The organism is Brucella pseudogrignonensis, from assembly GCF_032190615.1.
Classification (GTDB): Bacteria; Pseudomonadota; Alphaproteobacteria; order Rhizobiales; family Rhizobiaceae; genus Brucella; species Brucella pseudogrignonensis_B.
The window spans coordinates 1-21,892 of record NZ_JAVLAT010000005.1; the positions used below are offsets into that span (position 1 = coordinate 1).

A 21,892-nucleotide genomic window follows, 5' to 3' on the forward strand; every position below is an offset into this window, starting at 1 on the left:
CGCATGGAGAAATAACATGGCCGTTAAGCCAATTACCGCAGAATTTCAGCATCTTGTTGTTGAGATTGAAACAGATGTCGAGGGTACTTTCTCGAAGATTTGCGGCATCACACAGCGCGGTATCAACCGCCAGCACAACATGCAGACAACGGAAGTACCCGCCGATTGTGAAGATGAAAGCCTGCCAGCTGTTGTTGAACGTGCTGTTCAGTCCTCGGAAGTTACAATCTCAGGTACTGGCGTATGGGCCAGCCAGAGCCATCAAATGATGCTTGATTGGTGGTATTCGGGCGGTAAGAAGACAATTCGTGTTCAGCACGTCAATTCTGCTGTTGGTGACACAGAATATGAAACAGGATCAGCGATCCTCGTGTACCTCAACAATGCCGTTGAAAAAGGCCAAAAGGTATCGGCTGAAATCGAAATTCAGTTCGACGGATTGCCAACCCGTACCGCTAAGGCTGCGTAATGGCGAAGGCTCTCACATGGGCTGGCGGAGAGCATGATTTTGAACTCCGCCTTGTACACCTTCGCGCCCTGCAAGACAAATGCGATGCAGGGCCGCAATGGATATTGATGCGGCTCACTTCCAAGCAATGGTTCATTGATGATGTGATCCAGCCTATCCGCCTCGGTCTTGAAGGCGGCGGCATGGAAAAAGAAGCCGCTCGTAAGCTTGTCCAGAAATTCGTTGAAGATCGACCGCTCACATTGTCAGTGCTGACTGCGCAGGCTGTGTTGATGGTTGCACTCTTTGGCGATGAGGATGATCAGCCGGGGGAGCGGAAAGCGGGGGCGAAGAAGACCCGAACCCGCTCCCGCGCGGAAAGTGGAAATTCAACCGCTTCTACCAATGGGCCGGAATAATCCATCGCGACATCGGCAAGATGACGCTTTGGGAATTTCGCTGTGCGGTTGAAGGCTTCAAAGCCGCCAATGCGACCGAAGAAAAAGCCGCTCCCGGTATGAGCGACGATCAACTTGCAGAACTTGGAATTGAGGGCTTCTGATGGCGACTGACGTTGAACGCCTTGTCGTGGCTATGGAGGCCCGCACGGCCTCTTTTGAAAAGGCGCTCAACCGGGCAAATGGCGTTGCTAATCAACGCGCTCGCCAGATCGAGAAGCGCTTTTCCACGATGAACGACAACATCAGTCGTTCATTTCAGAATATGCTTCGTGCTGGTGCTGCGATCGGTGGCCTTGGCATTGGTGTAAGTGAAATCCAGCGTATGGCTGACACTTGGACTGATTTGTCCTCTCGTGTAGGCCTTGCTGTCGGGGATATGGATAAAGCTCCTCAGGTAATGGAGCGTATCTATGACATGGCGCAGCGCACCTATTCCGGTATGCAAAACACGGCTGAAAGCTTTCTCACAAATGCGGGCGCTCTCAAAGAGCTTGGTTACAATACCAATCAGCAGCTTGATTACACCGAAGCATTGAATAACGCGCTCGTGGTGTCAGGCGCTAAGTCTGATCGCGCAGCTCGTGTGATTGACGCTCTCGGCAAGTCGATGGCGGCGGGTAAGCTTCAAGGCGACAACCTGAATACGGTGATTGAAGTTGGTGGACGTGTTGCCGAAGTGCTTGCCGCCCAGCTCGGCATTGGTGTCAATCAGCTTCGCGAAGCAGGCAAGGAAGGCAAGATCACCGGTGACGTGATCTACAAGGCTTTGACCACGCGCTTGCAGGAACTGACAGCCGAAGCCGAGAGCATGCCTGCAACTATATCTGACGGGTTTCAGAAGGTCGCCAACGGCTTATTGAAGTTCGTCGGGACAATGGATCAGGCGTCTGGCGTTTCTGCTACTATCGCGCAAGGACTGGTTTTTGTCGGTGATAACTTCGAGCATGTTGCATTAGCAGCAGCGGCAGCGGCGACAGTTCTTCTGGGGCAGTATGTTCCGGCGATGGCACGAGTGGCGCTGGCAGGCGCGACGATGGTTGCAACTAACCCGTTCTTGCTTCTGATTACCGCGATTAGCTCGGCTACGTTCGCTCTCTCGGCGTTCGGTGACCAGATCCAGCCGATTGCAGGCGATATGGCTAATCTTCAGGATTACGCCTCGGTAGCATGGGAAACCATCAGTCAGGGCGCAATGGATGTTGCGTCACTTGTTCGCGATGATCTTCTAGGGGCGCTAAACCTGATATCCGATGCATTAGGCGGCAATGAGGTTAGCTGGGAAGATGTTTGGGAAACAACCAAGGGTGCAGCAAATAACATTATCGGTGCTGTTGGCCTTCTCTACGATACCACCGTAACGACATTTACTAAGCTGCCCGGTGCTGTTGCCGAAGCCGTCATTAATGCCATGAACTCGATGATTGCAGGCATAGAAAGCGGGCTTCAAACAGTTTTAAATGGCATCAACCGCGTTGCATCTGCGTTGAATGCCCTAGACCGGTTTGTCGGCGTCGCACCGATACTGCCAGAAGATATGACAGTAAATCTTGGTAGGCTTGATAACTCATTCGCGGGAGCTGGTAAGGCTGCTGGCGATGCATATGGCAAGGCTTTGACAAAAGCCGCTCAAGATCACCTTGGGAAGCTTGGCGAGAATTGGCGACAGTCTGCAAATGCCAGAGCGAGGGAAAGGACTGCCAATAGTAAAGATAACGACCTAGTTGCGCCGACAAGAAGTTCAGGCGGCGGCGGTTCGTCAAATGGTGGAGCAGGCGGATCGTCTGGTGGCGGCAAGGGGCGCAAAGGTGGAGGTAGGTCTCGACCTGATGAACTACAGCGCGAAATCGAGCAGATCAAAGAGCGCACAGCATCCCTACAGGCAGAAACGGCAGCTCAAGCCCAGATTAACCCACTGATTGATGATTACGATTACGCAATCACTAAGGCCCGCGCCACGCAAGAACTGTTGAATGCTGCCAAGAAAGCTGGGATTGAAATTACCCCAGCTTTGAAAGAGCAGATTGAGGGTTTGGCAGAAGGTTATGCCAATGCCACGGTTGAAGCTAATAAGCTCGCAGAAAGCCAAGAGCATGCGCGTGAATTGTCGGACTTCTTGAAAGGCTCCATGATGGATGCTTTTCAGTCGATGATCCCGGCCATTGAAACCGGCAATTCGGCGCTTGATAAATTCCTGAATACGCTCATTGAGGCCGTCATGCAGGCAACCTTGCTTGGCAAAGGTCCACTGGCTGGCATCTTCGGCGGCGGTGGGTCGGGGATATTCGGCGGTATTGGCAAGCTGCTTGGTTTCGACAAAGGCGGCTATACTGGCTCTGGTGGAAAATACGAACCGGCTGGCGTGGTTCATAAAGGCGAATATGTCTTTGACCAAGACGCGGTTCGCGCAGCTGGTGGGCCTGCCGCTTTGGATGCGATGCGCCGTGGCCTGAAAGGCTATGCCAACGGTGGTTATGTCGGCCCGTTGCCAACATCAAATGCACCGACCGCGCCCGGTATCAAAGGTATGCGGGGGCAGGGTTCAAACGAAACAATACGCATCATGTTGCAAGATGACAGTGGGCGAATGGCTAAAATCGCCGATCAGCGAATTCAGACGGCATCCGGTGCGATTGTACAGGTTTCTGTTCAGCAAAGCACCCGAACCGTTCAGCAGTCGCTACCGTCAATGATAGCCGACGCTCAAACAAGAAACATGTGAGGCCATGTAATGGTGACACCTATTTGGCCTCGTTCTGTGCTTAAGCCCAAACGAGCATCATTCAATATTGCCTCGCGCACATTGGCGGGGCCGTCGAGTGTGTCCGGTTTATCTCAGGTTTCCGCGTCTGATGCTGGTATATGGAAGGCAACATTTGCAGATATCATCATCAAACGTGGTTCATCAGCGGTTCTGGCATACCGTGCGATAGCCATGCTGCTTGAAGGCAAGTTGCATCCAATCCTTCTCCCGCGCTGTGGTGCTTATCAGCCATACGAGCCGGATTGGAGCAGCCTGCTTAAGGGCGTTCCGCATTCCGATACCAGCCCCTTTAGTGACGCTGGCCTATATCGCTCTCGCGCCATCGATATTCGCTTGATCAGCAACATTCCATTGCGTGGCACAACAGCAAATGTCGCCCTTGTTACGGCAGGTCAATTGCAACCGGGGCAGGATTTCTCAGTCGGTGAGCGCATGTATCGTATCCGTACCGTACAGATGACGGGCGACAAGTCAGCAGCCATCACTTTCAGGCCTCCTGCGCGTGAAGCTGTTTCTGCGGGTACTGAGATGGAATTCGATAATCCAATTTGCCGAATGCGTCTCGCAAGCGATGCGGAAATGGACATGGATCTAGACTTAGTCGCTCCATGGTCTTTCCACACCGTCAATTTCATTGAGGACGTGTGATGGCTTTTTTTACGAGCGCAGAACTCATTGAATTTTCTAAGCGCCAAGTGCGACTGGATTTGCTTGTTGAGTTTCGTTTTGCCTCTGAAACCATGCGAGTATGGAACGGCAATACCGCACTTGAGACAGGCGGGAACCGATATGAGCCGATGTATGGCTTTGGTTTGGTGGATGGGCTTGGAATGTCTTCAACGACAGCTGCACAGAATGTGACATTCCAACTGAGCGGATTGCCGGATACGACGCTGAATTTCCTTGCCGCTGCGCTCAACGCAAATGATGAGGTCGATCAACGCATAGTGGTCGTGTCGATCCAGCTATTTGACGAGGAATGGCAACCTTTGGGAACGCCTGCTCCGATCTGGTGGGGCTTCATGCAGCCGCCGCGTATTAGTCGGACCGAAATGCAGGGATCTGAAGGCGCTATTCAGTCAATTTCGATGACTGCTGAAAATGCATTCTTCAACCGCTCGCGTCCGGCCTTTGGCCGATACACCGACCGCGATCAGCAACGCCGTTCAGGTGGTGATAAGTTCTGCCAGTTTGTCGGTTCACTGCTTTTTAAATCCTTTAAGTATCCCGACTACTGATCTCATGCACATTGATGAATTTGTTGCTGCCGAAGCGCGAAAGCCCTTCCGCTGGGGCGAGACCGATTGTGTCTCGACTGCTGACAGATGGGTGCGAAACCGTACCGGGTTGTCACCTCTCGCGTGGATGGGTCGGCAATACAGAGATGAAGCGGAAGCTTCGGCAATCCTGTCTGTGCGGGGTTGCTTTCCCATACTTGTGAACCGCGCCATGCGCTCGCAAGGGTTTGAAAAGACGGCATCGCCGGTATGCGGTGATGTTGGTCTGATTATCCATAATCAAAAACTGTGTGTGGCTATACATGCCGAAACGATCTGGTTTTCTCATGATGAAACCGGATTGATCGGTGCACCGCTCGATGCAATCTGGAAAGCTTGGAGAATTCAATGCCAGTAGCGATTTCTGGATTGATTGCAGCGATTGCAGGTACTGGCGTAATCGGTGCTGCTTTGCAGACAGGTCTTGCGGCAATCACTATGTTTGCGGGTACGACATTAGGTGGGTTGGCTCTATCGCTAGGTTTTTCATATCTTGCCTCCTCCCTCTTTCGGCCATCCCAACCAAAACCTGAAGATGTTCAACAGCAGGTGCGGCAAGCAACGCCCGTTCGTGTTCGTCACTATGGTCGGGTCAAAACCTCTGGTGCATGGATATTCGCGGAAGCCAAGCAAGGCATCTTCCATAAAGTGCTGGCGGTCAATCAAGGAGAGATTGACGCTGTCGAGGAATACTGGATTGATGACCATCAGGTTGTTGTTGATGCGGATGGATGGGTACGAACCGGGCCATGGGGAGATTGGTGGGATTTGCGCATTCAGGTGCGTTTAGGTCTGCCAACTGAGACAAATTATCAAAGCCTGACTTCGACCTTTACAGAATGGACGTCTGATCATCGTGGCGATGGCATTGCATCGCTTTATGCCATGCAGGATGCCGTCAATGACGATGATTACCTTTCATACTTCCCCAATGGCGTGAACACTAATTATCGGCTGGTTATTCGCGCCTCCAAGGTGAAAAACCCCAGCACAGGTGTCGTTGCATGGGATGACAATGCAGCATCCATCATTCGGGATTTCATGACGCACAGTGACGGCATGCGCTTGCCGGAAAGCCTATTCACAACGCCTTTAGCTCAAGCCGGCTGGGTCGCAGCGTATAATCGCGCAGGACAAGCCATTGAACTCGCAGCTGGTGGCACTGAGCCGCGTTATCGCCTCTGGGGATCATACCAGCTCAATGAGCGTCCTGCTGATGTTCTGGGGCGTATGCTGGCTTGCTGCGATGGTCGTTTGGTTCCAACTCCAGACGGTGGGTTAACGCTTGACATAGGCGAATGGGCAGAGCCGACAGTCATCCTCACAGCTGATGCAATTACGGGCTTTTCTGATGTGGGTCGCGGTCGAGATGTTATGACGACTGCGAACACCATTCGCGCTACGTTTCTGGATCCTACACAAGATTATCAGTCTACGGATGCGGATCCTTGGGCGGATGAGGATGCTGTATCAGAGCGCGGTGAAGAGGCCAAAGACGTTCAATTCAACATGGCTCCATCGCACAGTCAGGCGCGTCGCTTGATGAAGCTTGAATGGTTTCGTGCAAATCCGAATTGGGTTGGCACCTTCAATACTAACCTGATGGGATTAGCAGCATTTGGAGAGCGCTTCATTCGCATTCATTATTCCCTTTTTGGGATCGATAGCGTCTTCGAGGTGCTAGACTTCAAGTTCATTATCGGTGAAGGCGGTATTCTGCAAGGCGCAACCATTCAAGTGCAGTCCATGCCATCAACCGCATATCAGTGGGATAGCTCTCAAGAGGGCGAGGCACCTGTGTCATCTGAGACAGATGTCGATGATGGTATCCCTGTCCCAGCCGCTCCAGTCATTGCAATAAAGGCTGGCCCTTCCGCTGAATTGACCTTCTCTCCAAGCTCAAGTGTTCTGTTGAACTATATGGTGCGTTGGAGAAAGACCTCAGACACCGAATGGACAGTTTACGGCCCCTTAGCAAACGAAGCTCAAAGCCTCACAATTCCGAACCTTGCAGCAGCCACGCAATACGAATTCCAGATGGCGCTGCGCACTGAAAAGGGACGCCTCGGTTCATATGGGCCAAGTGCCGTCGAAACAACACCGGCAGTGGATAGCTAACTTACTGAAACAATTAGACCAAAATCCCCCTGCTAAAGCGGGGCGCTTTGCTATGGAGCAATCGATGGGAAATATTAAGGAACTCGGCGACAAAGCTTTCCGTGATTACGTCAATGATGGCGTTCCGTCGAGTGGAGCCAATAATCCAAAGAAAGCCGAAATCCGTCAATTTATATCCGAGATTGACAGACAAGTTGATGAGCTTTCTGTGTCTGGTGATACCGTTACGAAGGCAACATGGGCGCAGCTCTCAGCTGTAGCAGGCACAAGAAACGGCCAACGTGGTTATGTCGAAGCTGACAGCGGAACACACACGGACCCGGTTGTCGGTGGCACGGTCCAGAATAATGGCATCTATACGTGGTCCACGTCGCCTGCCGGTTGGCGCTGGCTGCGCTTTGATGACTATAACGCGCTTCGCATAGATGCAAAACGAAAAGGCATCGTGCAGGCGCAGGCTAATATCAGTCAAGTTAGCTTTGACGGTACGCAAATAGTCGTCACTATCGGCGATGGTCGAGCATGGGAAGGTTCTGACGGCGTAGCTGCTACTGCGTTCAGTGGCGGTACTTTTAGTTTAACCACGAATATCGGTTTAGTACTCGATCTGGATGCGCCGCTTGTTAATGGTAAAATTCCTGTCAGTGTCAGGAGTTATGTATCAACTATAGTTAATGGCCCGAACGGGTTCGTTGACGACAATAAAGTGCTTTTGTTGGGGCTGGCGAATTCTTCATCTTCTCCAGTTTTCATCGGATTATTGGCAGAACAGGCTGCTGTTCTCTATTGGAGGCAGGTGCCCAAATACCCCCAAGATCAGATACTGGTACGGCGGCTCAGTTCAGGCGGTCAGGGTGATCTATTATACGTTTCTATGAAGTCATCTAACAGCAACAGCGACCAGTATATCAACTATCGTATGCAACGCCTTTTAAGTGTTTCAAAACAATCGGATGTGTGGCGGCTTTCTGGCGTTTATATTGCACCCAGAGTGTCGCCGTTAAGCATTCCGATAGGCGCAGCATTACAAGTACTTGAGGCACAGTCCGAGGTTGAGTTCGCCGTAAAACAGGCGGGGAAACCTGATTTTATGGGCGGTTTAGCTCATGGGTATGAGAAACAGTTTAGCACGTTTATGCTCGTGGATGGCAAGATGGCTAACATGACACCCGGAGGTGACACGACAATTGCCGCTAAGCAGGTAGAGGTTGTCTCTAAATCCACAATATATGAATACGGAAGCGATCCATTGAAGCCGGTGGGTATTGTCTCGAAACGCTGGAAGTTTGAATATCCCTGGGTGGAGATCAGCACACACGTGACGTGGTCAGCGGATTTGGATGTTGATGCTTGTTATCTTGCAATGTTACCGGTCAAGCGCTTAGCTAATGACGGGGTGACGCAAGTAACAGATACGGCAATACGATCACCTGAATGGGTGCTAGAAGATGTTTCGACTGCTGGTTTCGAACAAGTTATAACGCAAGCTGATCGCTACCGGATATGGGGAGGCACCGGATACTCTGCCGAAGTGGAGATGCTTGAAGGATGGGATCAGCTTAACCGTAAGTCATACATATCGAATTCGCCCGGGTATAACAAAATTTATTTTGATCGATACGGGAATGTCGGCGCAGGAACCGTCACACCAGTGCAGTCCGGCGACACCATGACATGTCGATGGAGATTTAGATTAGACTTTGACGGGTGAAGCGATCAATTGGATAAGTAATCACCGCTTGTTATCGGGGTAAAACAGCTTCTAACAGGCGGGTCCAAGTACCCTTGACCAAATATGGTCAGAGGCAACTTTTTGTCCTTGATATGAGCGAACAAATAGAGAGGAAGCGGCTCATTGGGGAAATGATAAATATATTGCCCAACCTCTAATTGAAGCGATGAAACGTCATCGAACGAGAGAACCGGTAATTTTCGCTGTGCTAATATCGCTTCATTTAGATCGGACATGAGTATCCTCTGGTAAATTATAGAGAGATTGTATTCAGCGTCGGCTTGCCCGTCCAGCGGATTTGTCGGCGCCTCAGATAAAAACTGTTGTCATCCGATCTGTGGCGCGGCGCTAGCGATTTTGTCTTTTTGTGCCAAAGCTAACGACGGTCTGCCCAGAATGTGCCGCCGTGCCACACCTACCTCAGAACCGCTGATTTAACAGCTTCAATTCTTTTAAAATTTTCGCCTGACCGCCCACTGAGGCGGTTTTTTGTGCCGAAAGGAAATCACCTCGGCAAGCGCCACATGAGATAGCTAGCTAAAGCAAAAGCAAAAAATGCTGAACCCAAGAGCCAAAACTCAGGTTGTATGTTTTCTAAAATATTCATGCACGCCCCCACGTAACCCCTAACCGTGGCATCAATATTTCAGTGAGGTAGTGGTCACAAGTGGGTGTAACTGTCGCACTTTTCAAAAGTAAACCCCAGATGCTGGCGGGCGATCTGGGGCTACGCCTTGCACGATGCGGGTAGCATCAAAGCGCAATAGCAGCATCTCACAAAAATAGGAAAACACAATGGCACGACGCATCAACGCGGCGGGGCTTTCGCTCATCCAGCAATGGGAAGGGCTTAAGCTGACCGCTTATAAAGACGTGGCTGGTATCTGGACGATTGGCTACGGGCATACGTCCGCAGCTGGATCACCAACGGTCACACCGGGAATGACGATCACGAAGGCCGAGGCTTCGCGCATTCTGCAGAACGATCTAGCGAAGTTTGAAGCGCGGGTTGAACGTCTGGTCAAGGTTCCACTTACTGACAATCAGTTCGCTGTACTGAGCTCCTTCGACTACAACACCGGCGCGCTTCACAAATCGACGTTGCTCAAAAAGCTGAACAAAGGCGATTACGATGCAGTACCGGGCGAGCTTGCCAAGTGGGTGAATGCCGGCGGCAAGAAGGTGCAGGGGCTTGTGAACCGGCGTGCTGCCGAAGCTGGCTTATGGGCCAAGGGTGCCTTTGTCTCTTCAAACACAGTTACAGCGACGACGAAGGCCAACAAAACAGACGTTGCAACAATCGGCGGCACGGGCGCAGCGGGTGCGGCGGCAACTGTTGGGCCGGTCATTCCAGAGATTGTAAGCACGATTTCAAATCAGCAGGATGAGCTTTCGAGCGGTCAGTGGGTGCGTGTTGCAATTGCGGCTGTAATTGTCGGGCTTACTCTCTGGGGCATATATCGAAAGATCAAATCATGATCTGGGCGCTAATCCCCAACCGGTTGAAGATCGTCGCCGCCGCTGTTCTGGCGGCATTTTTGTGTCTGGCTGCTGGATATGCGGCCGGAACAATCAAAGAGCGTCAGCGGTCAGCATTGGCCGCAGCAGAAGCAACCGCAAAGGCAATCCAAAAGAGGGCGGATATAGATGAGGAAGTTATCAATATGGATGCTGTTGCTCTGTGCAAGCGCCTTGGCGGGGTGCGCGAGCAATGCGACGAACTGCGCGGGCTGGAAGCAGATAAGCCTTAAGCCTGACACTGCCGTCTATCTCGCCGGTAACGATCTAAAGGCGGGGCAGGGGATTGCAGGACATAATCAATTCGGGAAATCGCGGGGCTGCTGGTAATGACAATCCCGAAATTTCAGTGGACCATAAATCTTAATACCGTTTTACAGGTGATAACTCTTGCCGGGGTTGTCGGTGGATGGATTTACATATGGGCCAATACAGAGCGAGATATTGACGAGCTTCAAGCGTGGCGCGTCGATCATGAGCTTTTGCACAAAGAGCGCCTCGCAGATGTGAAGGCAAATGAAGCCCGGCAGGATGAGCGCATGAAAGGTATCGAAGCCGATGTGCGTAAGTTAACTGGTATCACTGATAATCTTGCCTACAGGGTTGCAGCCAACGAACAGGCCACGTCAAACACGTCTGAGACTGTCAGTAAAATTCAGGACACGCTCGCGCAACTTGGCGGCGACATGCGTGTTGTGAAAGAGATATTGCAGAGGATCGAAGCAGGACAGAAGAAGGGGCATTAACTTATTCGTCCGGGTCGGTTCCGCTCTCACCCATGTAAACGCCATGAGCCGCTTGAAGCATGACCTTTGCTGCTTCCAATCGGTCCCACCCTGCGGCCTCGGCTTCGTCTAAGGCATCGACAACCTTTGCCGCCATTTCTGCCTCACATTCGAGATTACGATCCGGATATTTGCCTTCGCGCCTTGGTCTGTTCATTGCATCCTCCTGTTTTCCAAGAAGGTAGGGCAACTACGGATTTAGGCTATATCTGCGAGAGATCGGCGTTGAGGCGGTTCGGGATGAAACTCGAGCTTTCCTTGTTCCTGCAAGGTTTCAAACATGAGGACAATTGTGTCAATGGCCTCTTGTTTACTGTCACATAAGCCGTAGGGTAGTTTGGAAAATGGGTTTCGGCTAGCGCTCAGATACCACCCCCACATGCCCGCACTAGGTCCATGTTCATTTCTCAAAAGTCGGGCAAAAGTTCCTCGTTCGCAATAGGCGATAAAATCCCCCGGGGCTGTTTGTCCGCCAATAACGGTGCGCTTCCATTCTAGTTTAATCATCGTTCCGGGTTCCCATAGCTTATGAAGTTTCCGGTTCTATTGCCGCATTTGCTGCATACGATTCGTTTTTCCAGTTCTTCCAGCGTCTGCCATTCACCAAAACGCACGGCCATTAACGGCGCTGTCTTCTCGTAGTGGTGATTGCATTTCGCACAGGTGAACCGGACGACATTGGTGTGTCTCAGGTTCTTAAGGACGGTTTTCATTTAATGACGGTTGGTTTCCAGCCACGAGTAAAGCCCATCGACATTGCAAGGCTGGCATACTCGATCTCTTTGACGAGGAAGTCGCGGTCTTTTAGAAGCGCTTCAATTGCTGCCCGCACATCGCCCTTGTGATATGCAAGTACCAGCTCAATTTCATTGTCATATTCATTTTCTTGCGCAAACGCATTCATTGTACTGCTCCGTTAAAAAGCAGATACACACGCCAATCGTATATCTGTGTTAGTCTCGACCGCCATCGATGTTCTTATTTTGTTCATGCTAGTAGAAAGAGTCAATACGCCGCATGCACGGAAGAAAATTATTTTGCGTGAAGGGTTGGAAGGTGAACCGATTGCCACACCCGACTTAGGTGTGGCGGAACACGTTGAGAACCGATTGCCACACCTTGAAAAATATCAAAGCGTTTTCAATTGCTTATAATGATCTTACAAAAATGTTGGAGGCCTCACCCGGAGTGGTTTTGTAAAACAATATCAATTAGTTATAAGCCGTTTTCGCCACACATGGCTTTATAAATTATCATTATTTATCAATGTTGTGCGCCACACCGTGCCACACCTATTCCGCCTCATCTAGGCTGATCAGCTTATCACCTAAACCATCCCAATTGATCTTTGCAACAGCTGATCGCGCCAGTCGCGCACGTTCTGCATTTCGGGTATAGATTTTTGATGTTTTTGCATCTCTCCAGCCGAACATAGCTTCAAGCATATTGTCCGTCGCCTCATTGTGCGCCTGATCTGTTGCCAGCCCTTTGCGAACTGAATGCGACGTTAGATGATTAAGACCAGCTTGATTGAACCAGTCAGAAATCCGGTTCCCAAGACCTTTAACGGAAAACGGCTTGTTGAAATCCGTCTTGAGATAGACGAGGCCTGTAATCTCCTGCTGGTCTAGTACCGATATCAGAATGGGGTGAAGTGGAATAATAATATCCACCGGCGTCGTATTCCGGTTTTTGAATAGCCGCAGTCGAAACTCGTCATTCTTTCGGTGTTGCGGACCAAGCACTGCCAAATCAGAAACACGAAAACCAGTGTACATCTGGATTGCCAGATAAAGCGCAGCCTTGGACTTTGGCCCATGGTGCTCAATGAATTTAGCCAGATCCTCGGCGGTAGCAGTCGCATGACCATCTGTGCGCATCCGGTACGCATCCACACCCTTAGCGATATTCGGCACGATTTGCTTTGCGTCTTTCTTCGTGTCGAATACTTGGCGTAGTATCTTTAGGCGCTCATCTGCCGCAAAAGGTGTTTCTTTCTTGCGAGTTTTCAGAACTTCAATATGGGCTGCGGTCATCTTAGAAAGCGGTATATCCGCAAATAATCGGGGGTCGTTCTCGCTCAGTGGCTCAAGCAGCATTGCATCAATGATAGCGCGGCGCTTGGCTTTCGTGGTTTCATCAAGCTTTAAAAAAGGCTCCGAGGTCATATACTGAATGCACAGCCACCGGAATGAGTATGGCTTTACCGGTGCCAACTGACCTTGACCGCCCTTGACCTTTGGCTTTTTCACCTCAAGGCTATTACGAGCCTGCCAATACTTTTTAAGAAATTCTTCGCTATTTATATCGTCTGGCAAACGACAAATGCGCCGACCATCTATTCGCAGATAGTAGCGCATTGTGCCGTGACGGCTTTTATTCTTTTCAATGAATGGCAGTTCAATATTCGTCATTGCTTATTCTCAGGCTGCTTTCCATTCTTCCCCGTCATCAGAAGCTCCGCCAAATGCGCCGTGCGTATCTGTGGGCCATTCCGCCATGGCTGCAACAATCTCCGAAATAAGCCAGACTTTCCGGGTGTGCCACTTCTTTGGAGGTGGCAGCATGCCTTCACTAACCATCACGTCAACCGTATTAGGGCTTACGCCAATCGAAATGGCAACCTCTGCACGGCTCAAGCCAATCCGAGGAATAGGGTTGGTTAGATTTGTTGCTGCGGGATCATTCCTCATCATGGACACCAACCTCCGTCAATTTGTGATTTGTTTCTGTTTCGTTCACGGTGTAATAGCTGCCGCCTGATAGGAGGTCGGCATGAAGGTTTATCGTCCATACGCAACGCTTGGCGGCTGCATTGAGAATGGCATGCGGTTCAACATTTTCTGCATGGACTGCGCCCACAATAACTGGCTGGATTTGGTGAAGGCTTCTGAGAAGCTTGGCCCAGATCACACGACAAACCGAGATGTTTTGCTTTCCAAGCTCAAGTGCAGCAAATGTGGAAGCAAGCAGGTTGACATGCGCGCCCACCCAGTTGAGGCCGGAAGAACGGGGATCGCCAAAGGTGGCTGGAGCTAGGCTTCTCACTCACTCCCCCTTTCTTGCAGTGCGGTGCGGTCTGACTTCATCGCTTCCCATGCGGCCAAAACGTCAGTCGGTTTATCGAACGACTTACGGCCAAGAAGTGGGAAGTCGTCAACGTCTGATAAACGCCATCTGTCATTTGAGAGGCGGATGGCAAATGCCACAACGCTTCCACCTTCAACAATCCTATGGCAATCCTTATCGTATCGCTCAAGCTTAGCCATGGTCACTCACCGCCTTTCAGGGCTTGGCGACCTGACACGTCGATGGCGAATACCTCGACGGGGTTTGGGCCGAAATGTGGATGGGTAATTGTCTTACGAACGAAGCCAAACCACGGCAATTCCAGGCGGCGTTCTGCGTCCTCACGCTTTGGATAGCCTTTGGTTAGGACGATGCCGCTAAAACTACGGGGGCCGGTTGTTCGATAGCCGGTTACGAAAAGCCTTCGTGTCCAGTAAGCGTTCGCAAGCCGGTATTCCTCGGTCTTTGTGCCGTCACGGATCGCGTCGAAGTATTCAGCTTTTAGGGCAAGTTGCAGCTTCATTCGCTCTGCTCCCCTAGTGGCCCTTCCAGCTTGGATAGTCTGTCAATGAGGGTCATGGCTTGGCCTTCTCTGCAAAGTATCGATTAGCCATCGACTGGTAAAAAGAGCCTGACAAAGATTTCATAGACCCATGGCTATTCTCGGAGAACGTGTGAGCGATGGATGTCAGAGTGCCTTCTGCCGCCGCGAGTTCGGTTTCGAGGGCTTCCGTCTGGCCACGCCAATAATCAACATTTGACATTGCGTTTTTTGCGTTGCCCTTTGCCCCATTAAGGTCGTGATCCAACTCCTTAACCCGCGCAGTCAGCGCCGCGTTGTCGGCTTCGGCTTTCTCGGCACGTTTAACAGCCATCCGCTCCAATTGTGCATAACGATTGCCGCGTAGGGCTTCCGCAAGTTCTGCCTTAAGCTGTTCCTTCTCTACCCGTTCCGCCGCAATGATGGCCTCGGCCTGATCGAAGCGGACGTATTCGCCGGTTTCGTCTGGATGCATATAGCTACCTTCGTTGAAGTGGCTACGATCTTCTAAGTCGTACCGCTCCAACCCTTCGACCGGCGCGGCGGGGCGGGTGTTGCGTAGTGCCTGTATCGCCAGTTGAAGAATTGCTTTGTTGCCGATTGAAGCGCCTGCCCAATCACACTTTTCAAGCGCGTCTGCTATTCCTTCATTCGAAATGTCGTGCTTAACGATAAGCCCTTGCTCATTCGCCATGGTCGCTGCCTCCTGCCGGGCGGGTGGACGCTACAGGCTGAGACGAGAGGGCGGCTCGAAAGTTGACGAGAACATCACGAAAAGCGCCGTAGTGAGCCAGAACCCACTCGTATAGTTCGTCGCGTTCATCCTTATTTCCGGCGTCATACTCGGCCTTCATGGTGAGATATTCACGTGTTTTACGCTCCAGCCATTCACCGAAGAACTTGATATCGGTCATTCCGGAATGAACGAGCCACTTATCGACTGGCAAAGTTCCCATCATTTCATCAATGGAGTACATGCCTTTTGCCTTAAGGCGTGCATTTAGGTCGCCTTCCTCCAACGCCTGCGCACGCGGGGATGCCCCTTGCAGGAAAGGCAGGGCGGCTGTGAGTGCTGCGCGAACGGCTGTTTCACCTACGCAATTCGGTGTGTCGTAATACTCGTCTATGCGCTTGCTTGCCGCCTGTACTGCTTCATCTGGTATGGTCGGGGTCATGGCTTCCTCGCATTCCGAATAATCACGATTGCGGCATCATCGTCGCCGGATACGCCGTACAGGGCTAAGGCCACTTGGCACGGATCGATTTTGTGCTGTTCCCAGAACTTCTGCTCGTTGGTGGCATGCTGTTCACGATGGACTGACGGCGCCAAAGGCACTGTCCAACGATCATCCGGTTTTTCAGCCTTCCCGGTGTCTCGCTTGCCGTATGCTGGCGCTGCGTACCGGATATGAGCTGCTTCAACGCCATACTGACCAGTTACCAAGCAGGGCAGGGTTCTTATCCATGCCAGATGCTTTCCGTCCTGTTTCCTTGGTCGCTTCTGCCCCTTGGATGGGGCAGTACTGAATGCTTCGGGGTGTCTGCGGACTGCTGAGGCCATCACACTGCCTCCTCAAGCTCAAAGTGAGATTTGACAGCCTGCAATGCTTGAACAGTAGTTGTTACGTTCTTATTGCTGACGCCTACGAAAAAATCACAATCGTTTGCTTCTTCCCGTGCTTTGATTGGCCGGTGGTTCGAGAACCTGACCTTGAACTCTTTCCCGCGGTCATTGCTGACGGTGATGTATTTCGATACGGTGTGCTTTGCCTCATAAAGTCTCAGTGACAATCCAAGGTCGAGCGCATCTTCACAGAAGCCTATCCATTTTGTTTTTCCATATCCTCGGTCTGCCAAGTCCTTAATACGCAGATCAAGATATGCGGGTGTCACGGGTGTGTTTCTTGCTCGAAACTTCCTAGCCATCACTGCACCTCGTCCAACTCGGCGATGTCAGTGCCGATTGCGTTGCAGGCGTCTTCAAGGACAGAAGCTTGTGAATTGTATCCCTGAGCCACGCCGACAAACATGCGGGTGATCTTTTTCGCCAGTTCGATGCCGTCATGCGAAACGACCGTGCCAGCCTGCATGAAGCCTTCTGTCCACGACCAAACATCATCTTTCGCTTTGGTCTTATCTTCCCCGTCGAAGTCCTTGGTCAGCGCGGTCAACTGGACAACCAGCTTCATTAGCTCACGCTTTTCAAGCTTCACATCTTCCGAATTATCGAGGGTGGAGCCGTTTACCGAACCTTCTCCACCCTCTCTGTCTGATGCGCTGGAGGTGACGCTATCAGATGCGGTTGTATCTTGAGTATCCGGGGAGCTGGCGAGTGTTTCAGTCTCAGCCGTTACAAAGTCCTTATTGAAGCCTTCGCTTGCTGTTGGCTCAATCTGGCGCTGTTGCAGACGCTGCATGATGGAAGGTGTCGAAACTTCCTTCGCGCGGACGGCCCTTGCATTCTCGGACATGTCGAGCATTTCATCAGGCGTATAGACGCCAAGCATAAGAGCCGGTTCATAGATGCGGCACCAGTCACGAGTTCCGCGGTAAATCAGCATCCGAACAAAGTTCTTTGGCGACCATGGCGAGCCGTTGCCACTTGTTTTCCATTCACTGACAGAACCGTCAAACAGGCGCATGTCTGGGCGGCGAATGCCCGGCTTAAGCGTGGCGACAATCTCACCAGTCAACGGCCTGTCGCTCAAGTAAACCCGCATAGCATCGCCTTCACCTACAAAGTGGTGATGAAGGTTGAAACCAAGCTTCGCCTGAATTACAGCGGCAACCAGCTTTCCCTCGTAGCAAAGCTTTCCGTGAACCACGGATACGGCTTGAGCAACCGAAAATGGATCTAGTCCCCAACGGACGGCCTGATTGACGATCAGGAAGCAATTTGCGGCTACCCGTTCAAATGGAAGCTCCTGCTTATTGTCCTTCGTGCCTTCCTCTCTCAGGCTGTCAGGGATCAGTGTTGAACGCGCCATGCCTGTTGCAATGCGCTGCATGTGTTCAAACTTGGACGTGTCGAGAAGCGGAACAGCGTCAACGACTTCGATAATCTGGCGCTGCTTTGGAGCGTCTTGCGGTACGATCTGGTTCATTATGCTGCCTTCTCGGAATATTTGATTTGTTCTTCGACGCGGTTGCGCGCCCATGGCGGCATTTCGACGTAGGAAATGTGCTGATCATGGCCGTCATATCCGGGCCAATCGTTGAGCCTGATGCACTTCTCCAGTGTGTCGAGAGCAATACGCGCCTGCGCTTCGCCAAGGTCGATATCGGCGTCTTTCAACGTCACTACACGCACATCGTAAGGAGCTGTTTTCTCGACAAATACGAAGGTGAAAGAGGAGAAAGCCTGTTCGCCCAACACCTCACGGACAACCATGCGGGTAAAGCCAGCCTGGATATGATAACCGTGTGCGAAGATCGCCTTCGACAAGCTGTCATCATCGACAGACGCCGCCGTTTTCAGGTCAACGAAATCGCCGCCATCATTGGGGATTACGTCTGGCCGGTTCTTTAACCAGATGCCGTTACGTTTGGCGAAAATTGATCGCTCAATGCGTCCGTTCAGAATACCAAGGCGAATTGCTTCCTTTTGTGAAAGCGCTTCAGCGATGTTCTTAATGTGCGCAATCTCTGTCTCAGTGATAACGGCGCGGCCTTCATCAGCCTGTTTCTTGAGCCATGATTTGCAGGCGGTGGAATTCGCATTCCAAGGCTTAGAAGCGCCCTTGTTATCGTCGTATTCCTTTGGACGCAGCGCATACCGTTCAGAGAAGCCTTCTTCGCCCAAGAGAAGCATGTGAGCAGCTTTACCGAAGTCGAGCGCCTTAGAGCCTTCTGGCTCAACAGCATTCGGATTGTATGGGCTGGCGTACCAGTACTCGAGCGGACGGCGTAGAACTGTGCGAAGGCTTGATGACGAGATTGAGAACCCATCAAACAGGCTGGTTTCGCGGTGATAGGTTTCTATCGGAACCATGGAATAAACGCCGTTCTTGGTGATGATTTCACCTTTCCAGACGCGTTCTTGTGAAAGTCCTGTTGCCAATCCGTTTAACGCTTGGCCCACTTGCTGGAAGGTGTCAGTCATGCTGCACCTCCAAGGGCTACCTCAAGCGCCTTTGCCTTGTCGTTCTGCCAGTCGTGTTCAACATAATCGCTGATAGCTTGAAGTATTTCTGCTTTGTCGCCAGCTTCCTTGATTTCCTCAAAGAGGTCTTGAAGGCGATAGAGCATAGAGCTCGAAGCATGCGCTTTGTCCGACGCGAGTTTGAGTGCAGCACTGCCAAGCTGATAATCTGATATTTCAAGCGTCTTATTGAACTGCTTTACTACCCAATCAACGGTCTGATTTTGATCGTTGGCGATCAGTTGCGCGGCAACGATTGCATCAGCTTCTGAAAGATGAAGATCGCTTTCGTTGTATACTGATCCAGAGCCAATGCCCGTCTCGACACACATATAACGAAAGCCGTGGTCATATGATCCTTCGGCGCTGTTGTACTGAACGCTTCCGATAGTCAGCTTTGTGATGGATGGCTCAAACAGTGAGTAATCCAGCGACATTTCGTGGTTGCTTTGATATGAAGTGCTGCACCGTGGGCAGGAAAATTCATAATCCGTGCCAGCCGGTGAGGTGGCTTTCCACTTCCGGGTGCCAAGGCAATCAGGGCAAGGGCGCTGCTTTTTATTAGATACAGTCGAGCCCCGGTAAACCGTATCTCCAATCGAATATTTGCTCTCGATTTTCACTTCAACTCTCCCGGAAACTCTTGTGCCAGCGCTATGTCTGCGGCGAGAACGCATTCCTGATTGAATTGCTGGAATAGTTCTTCGCGCATCTGGCTGGCTGTTGCTAACTGTTCTGGTGTGAACCGTGGGCGCTTCTCATCGCCCTTGGCTGACTGGCGGCGCACATAGCCGCTTACTTGGAGGAGGGCGGTCATACTGAGGATACCCAGACAAGAAACACGCCGCAGAAGGCAGAAACGGCAACAAAGCCAGCGATGTCTTCAATAAGGTCACGCATGGGCTAAATCCCCAGAAACGGCGCGATAAACGCGATTGATAGGTTGATGGTGATGAGTGTCAGGAAAGGGTCGGGGATGGTCATGCCCATGCCTTGTGGCCGTCCCAGCCCATTTCCATTGAGTTCATTGCGTCTTCGTGTTGTTCACATGGATCGCACAGGCCGGGACCATTCACAGGCTTCCCGCAGTGACGGCAGCTACTTGGTGAGTGGTAAATCGGCTTGATCTTTACGTTCTGACCGATCTGATCTTTTACGCTTGGAGCCTTGGGCCACTCTTTGACCCCAGCAGCTTTGCGAACAGTAAGGCACACGTCAGCCCATGCACTTCGTTTGGCGTATCTCTCGTTGACATCACGAGGACGAAGACCAACCTTGAAAGCAGCAGAGCAAGACTTATCGCAGCACTTGCCCCAGCCGCGTTTATGATCAGCAAGACGGGTATAAAATAAGATTCCGCAAGCTGCGCAATTCTTCTGGATCATCATTATGCAGCCCTCCCATGGACGTAGTCGTTGATCGTCTCGATCGCCTTGTCGATCAGGTCCAGAACGTCCTCAGAGCGTTTAAGGCGGTAATCCCGGCGCTCCTTTTCGCTCATTGGCGGCTCACTGCCGAACCCGCGCAGGTAGTCGATCAACCGGATTTCATCGTCACAGTTCTTTTCCACAAACCGGCCAAGCAAGCGGCGAACATCAAGCCCACTCTCGCCCTGATCCTTCAACGTGAAGCATGTCAGGCTGACCGTTCCGGCAATGCCCTCAATGGCTTCAACTGCCGCAACGTGGTTCTTGAAAATCGCCAGTAGTTCGGCTCGGTCTGACATGGCTGATCCTTCGGTTTGGAAACTCTGTGAGCAGTTTTGGACATGCTCAGGTCCGTAATCTCACTTGTAAAATTCATGTCCAGCTTGAGACGCGCACCGCGTTGCACTTCACATAACAACCTCCATCACCAGTTTCGGCAGTGGTTGAAATCTCGCGGTTCAGATCGGCAAAGGCTTCTTCGTGAACTGCTTTGATGAGTTCACTATATACGCAAAAAACGTATAAGCAAGGATAAAATACGAACTATGCGTAAATAATTTGACATTACGTACGTGCGCAGCGTAAAAGAAAAGCCCCGGAGCGGTGAAGCTGCCGGGGCCTGAAAAGATCGTCTGAGACGGATTGTTTAGCAGATTATAGATCGTTGCACAACCGAAACGATTAATTCAGGGCGTCGAATAACTGAAAATCTTGGGTCTGCTCGGAGGTTCCCGCCAAGGTGATTTGTTTTTTAAACGCTAAAGAGACGGTCTTTTTTTGGATTTGACCCGTTACGCCGATCACCCGGTGTATGAAATCCACAGCGGTTTTTCATCCCAGACTGATGAAACGGTTTCAGCGGGGTAGACGCCGCTCGAATGGTTTGGATGTGACTTGAGAGATTGAACTGCCGATATAGCCTTCATGCATGGAGACAGACTGGCCCACTGGTGAAACGGGCAGGCAGGGATACTGAAGCTTCATAGCATCCCGGTTCATCGACATAGGATGAACTGCAAAGGACGGAACCCTTCGGTATGAAGGTAAACGTCTTGATAGCCAGAGGTGTATCCAAAATCAGGAAATAGCTTTTTTAGCTTCTTCTGCTCGAACATGATTGGCGACATAAAGAATAAGTCGGCATAATGACTGAAATACAAAACCAACTGCCGAAGCTAGGAAAAGCCAATTAGAATTATAAGGGTTTTTAGCCTTCGCAAAGTCATCGTTCGTGGAAAGATATTTCAATTCGTTAAAAGCATTAGAATAACCGACCGCGTACATTACGTAGCAAATCCCAATTACTGATAGTGCAATACTAATAGTCGACGTAACAGCGTTGAAAACTCCGGGCGCCTTGTAAGCAAAGGTGGATAGCCCAGCAACTAATGCCAAAGCTGCGGCAATAAAGCCCCAATCAATCTCCATCCCTTTGATCTCCCCACAGCGCTGCCGCTTCTTTATCTGTTGGAACGTGCGGCTTAATCAAAGTCACCTCCGCAGCCCACTTCAATTCTGCATCGATAATTGGCTCGCCTGTAACGGTCAGAAGATCGTAGCGCCCCGGCTTACGGCCCTTCTTTACGAACCTAACCAAATCGCGGTCGTCAGAAG

Annotated in this window: 29 protein-coding genes and 2 pseudogenes; 12 read left to right on the plus strand and 19 right to left on the minus strand. The window is 51.2% G+C overall.

Going from position 1 to position 21,892, the window contains the following annotated elements:
- The first annotated feature begins 16 nt into the window (after positions 1–16).
- The 12 genes and pseudogenes from RI570_RS21220 to RI570_RS21275 all read left to right on the plus strand — a co-directional run bounded on the left by RI570_RS21220 (position 17) and on the right by RI570_RS21275 (position 11,061).
- A complete protein-coding gene (locus tag RI570_RS21220) occupies positions 17–469 on the plus strand; it encodes a phage tail tube protein (protein WP_313826411.1) in 453 nt (150 codons plus the stop codon).
- On the plus strand, positions 469–867 hold the full coding sequence (locus tag RI570_RS21225; RefSeq protein ID WP_313826412.1) for a gene transfer agent family protein: 399 nt from the start codon (positions 469–471) through the stop codon (positions 865–867). The genes RI570_RS21220 and RI570_RS21225 overlap by 1 nt, the downstream gene beginning before the upstream one ends.
- Positions 868–887: 20 nt before the next feature.
- Positions 888–1,010 carry a hypothetical protein gene (locus RI570_RS21230; protein ID WP_313826413.1) on the plus strand — a complete coding sequence of 41 codons (123 nt, stop codon included), beginning with the start codon at positions 888–890 and terminating at the stop codon, positions 1,008–1,010.
- A complete protein-coding gene (locus tag RI570_RS21235; RefSeq protein ID WP_313826414.1) occupies positions 1,010–3,628 on the plus strand; it encodes a tape measure protein in 2,619 nt (872 codons plus the stop codon). The genes RI570_RS21230 and RI570_RS21235 overlap by 1 nt, the downstream gene beginning before the upstream one ends.
- Before the next feature lie 9 nt (positions 3,629–3,637).
- Positions 3,638–4,318 carry a hypothetical protein gene (locus RI570_RS21240; RefSeq protein ID WP_313826415.1) on the plus strand — a complete coding sequence of 227 codons (681 nt, stop codon included), beginning with the start codon at positions 3,638–3,640 and terminating at the stop codon, positions 4,316–4,318.
- Positions 4,318–4,908, plus strand: coding sequence for a hypothetical protein (locus tag RI570_RS21245; RefSeq protein WP_313826416.1), 591 nt, complete (start codon positions 4,318–4,320; stop codon positions 4,906–4,908). Before RI570_RS21240 ends, RI570_RS21245 begins: the two co-directional genes overlap by 1 nt.
- A 4-nt stretch (positions 4,909–4,912) precedes the next feature.
- A complete protein-coding gene (locus tag RI570_RS21250) occupies positions 4,913–5,305 on the plus strand; it encodes a DUF6950 family protein (protein ID WP_313826417.1) in 393 nt (130 codons plus the stop codon).
- A 1,016-nt stretch (positions 5,306–6,321) separates the two neighbouring features.
- Positions 6,322–6,981 (plus strand): annotated as a pseudogene (locus RI570_RS21755) (fibronectin type III domain-containing protein); the annotation flags it as partial.
- Positions 6,982–7,129: 148 nt separating this feature from the next.
- Positions 7,130–8,776 (plus strand): hypothetical protein, encoded by a 1,647-nt coding sequence (locus RI570_RS21260; protein ID WP_313829996.1) that lies wholly within the window; start codon positions 7,130–7,132, stop codon positions 8,774–8,776.
- Positions 8,777–9,592: 816 nt separating this feature from the next.
- Complete coding sequence (locus RI570_RS21265; protein WP_313829995.1) at positions 9,593–10,276, plus strand: lysozyme; 684 nt, start codon at positions 9,593–9,595, stop codon at positions 10,274–10,276.
- Positions 10,273–10,548 carry a hypothetical protein gene (locus RI570_RS21270; RefSeq protein ID WP_313830089.1) on the plus strand — a complete coding sequence of 92 codons (276 nt, stop codon included), beginning with the start codon at positions 10,273–10,275 and terminating at the stop codon, positions 10,546–10,548. Before RI570_RS21265 ends, RI570_RS21270 begins: the two co-directional genes overlap by 4 nt.
- A 96-nt stretch (positions 10,549–10,644) precedes the next feature.
- A complete protein-coding gene (locus RI570_RS21275; RefSeq protein WP_313829994.1) occupies positions 10,645–11,061 on the plus strand; it encodes a hypothetical protein in 417 nt (138 codons plus the stop codon).
- A gap of 1 nt (position 11,062) precedes the next feature.
- Here the strand turns inward: RI570_RS21275 and RI570_RS21280 are convergent, their stop codons facing one another.
- From RI570_RS21280 to RI570_RS21370, 19 genes and pseudogenes are all read right to left on the minus strand, one after another.
- A complete protein-coding gene (locus RI570_RS21280; protein WP_313829993.1) occupies positions 11,063–11,257 on the minus strand; it encodes a hypothetical protein in 195 nt (64 codons plus the stop codon).
- A 552-nt stretch (positions 11,258–11,809) separates the two neighbouring features.
- Positions 11,810–12,004: a hypothetical protein gene (locus RI570_RS21285; RefSeq protein ID WP_313829992.1), complete on the minus strand. Its 195-nt coding sequence runs from the start codon at positions 12,002–12,004 to the stop codon at positions 11,810–11,812.
- A gap of 388 nt (positions 12,005–12,392) precedes the next feature.
- Positions 12,393–13,514, minus strand: coding sequence for a tyrosine-type recombinase/integrase (locus RI570_RS21290; RefSeq protein WP_313828681.1), 1,122 nt, complete (start codon positions 13,512–13,514; stop codon positions 12,393–12,395).
- 9 nt (positions 13,515–13,523) lie between these two features.
- Entirely contained in the window at positions 13,524–13,796 is a 273-nt protein-coding gene (locus RI570_RS21295) for a hypothetical protein (protein ID WP_313828679.1), read from the minus strand.
- Entirely contained in the window at positions 13,783–14,148 is a 366-nt protein-coding gene (locus RI570_RS21300) for a hypothetical protein (protein WP_313828678.1), read from the minus strand. Before RI570_RS21300 ends, RI570_RS21295 begins: the two co-directional genes overlap by 14 nt.
- On the minus strand, positions 14,145–14,369 hold the full coding sequence (locus RI570_RS21305; RefSeq protein ID WP_313828677.1) for a hypothetical protein: 225 nt from the start codon (positions 14,367–14,369) through the stop codon (positions 14,145–14,147). The genes RI570_RS21300 and RI570_RS21305 overlap by 4 nt, the downstream gene beginning before the upstream one ends.
- Positions 14,370–14,371: 2 nt before the next feature.
- Positions 14,372–14,692 (minus strand): ASCH domain-containing protein, encoded by a 321-nt coding sequence (locus RI570_RS21310; protein ID WP_313828676.1) that lies wholly within the window; start codon positions 14,690–14,692, stop codon positions 14,372–14,374.
- A gap of 52 nt (positions 14,693–14,744) precedes the next feature.
- On the minus strand, positions 14,745–15,404 hold the full coding sequence (locus RI570_RS21315; protein WP_313828675.1) for a hypothetical protein: 660 nt from the start codon (positions 15,402–15,404) through the stop codon (positions 14,745–14,747).
- On the minus strand, positions 15,394–15,885 hold the full coding sequence (locus RI570_RS21320) for a hypothetical protein (protein WP_313828674.1): 492 nt from the start codon (positions 15,883–15,885) through the stop codon (positions 15,394–15,396). Before RI570_RS21320 ends, RI570_RS21315 begins: the two co-directional genes overlap by 11 nt.
- Positions 15,882–16,271, minus strand: coding sequence for a hypothetical protein (locus RI570_RS21325; RefSeq protein ID WP_313828673.1), 390 nt, complete (start codon positions 16,269–16,271; stop codon positions 15,882–15,884). The genes RI570_RS21320 and RI570_RS21325 overlap by 4 nt, the downstream gene beginning before the upstream one ends.
- Complete coding sequence (locus RI570_RS21330) at positions 16,271–16,636, minus strand: hypothetical protein (RefSeq protein ID WP_313828672.1); 366 nt, start codon at positions 16,634–16,636, stop codon at positions 16,271–16,273. The genes RI570_RS21325 and RI570_RS21330 overlap by 1 nt, the downstream gene beginning before the upstream one ends.
- On the minus strand, positions 16,636–17,814 hold the full coding sequence (locus RI570_RS21335; protein WP_313828671.1) for a hypothetical protein: 1,179 nt from the start codon (positions 17,812–17,814) through the stop codon (positions 16,636–16,638). The genes RI570_RS21330 and RI570_RS21335 overlap by 1 nt, the downstream gene beginning before the upstream one ends.
- Positions 17,814–18,812 (minus strand): PD-(D/E)XK nuclease-like domain-containing protein, encoded by a 999-nt coding sequence (locus RI570_RS21340; protein WP_313828670.1) that lies wholly within the window; start codon positions 18,810–18,812, stop codon positions 17,814–17,816. Before RI570_RS21340 ends, RI570_RS21335 begins: the two co-directional genes overlap by 1 nt.
- Positions 18,809–19,288 (minus strand): hypothetical protein, encoded by a 480-nt coding sequence (locus RI570_RS21345; RefSeq protein ID WP_313828669.1) that lies wholly within the window; start codon positions 19,286–19,288, stop codon positions 18,809–18,811. The genes RI570_RS21340 and RI570_RS21345 overlap by 4 nt, the downstream gene beginning before the upstream one ends.
- A gap of 182 nt (positions 19,289–19,470) precedes the next feature.
- Complete coding sequence (locus RI570_RS21350) at positions 19,471–19,668, minus strand: hypothetical protein (RefSeq protein ID WP_313828668.1); 198 nt, start codon at positions 19,666–19,668, stop codon at positions 19,471–19,473.
- A 163-nt stretch (positions 19,669–19,831) separates the two neighbouring features.
- Positions 19,832–20,239 carry a hypothetical protein gene (locus tag RI570_RS21355; protein ID WP_313828667.1) on the minus strand — a complete coding sequence of 136 codons (408 nt, stop codon included), beginning with the start codon at positions 20,237–20,239 and terminating at the stop codon, positions 19,832–19,834.
- Complete coding sequence (locus RI570_RS21360) at positions 20,239–20,577, minus strand: hypothetical protein (protein WP_313828666.1); 339 nt, start codon at positions 20,575–20,577, stop codon at positions 20,239–20,241. Before RI570_RS21360 ends, RI570_RS21355 begins: the two co-directional genes overlap by 1 nt.
- 778 nt (positions 20,578–21,355) lie before the next feature.
- Complete coding sequence (locus RI570_RS21365; RefSeq protein WP_313828665.1) at positions 21,356–21,706, minus strand: hypothetical protein; 351 nt, start codon at positions 21,704–21,706, stop codon at positions 21,356–21,358.
- Positions 21,696–21,892 (minus strand): annotated as a pseudogene (locus tag RI570_RS21370) (hypothetical protein); the annotation flags it as partial. The gene RI570_RS21365 and the pseudogene RI570_RS21370, both read right to left, overlap by 11 nt.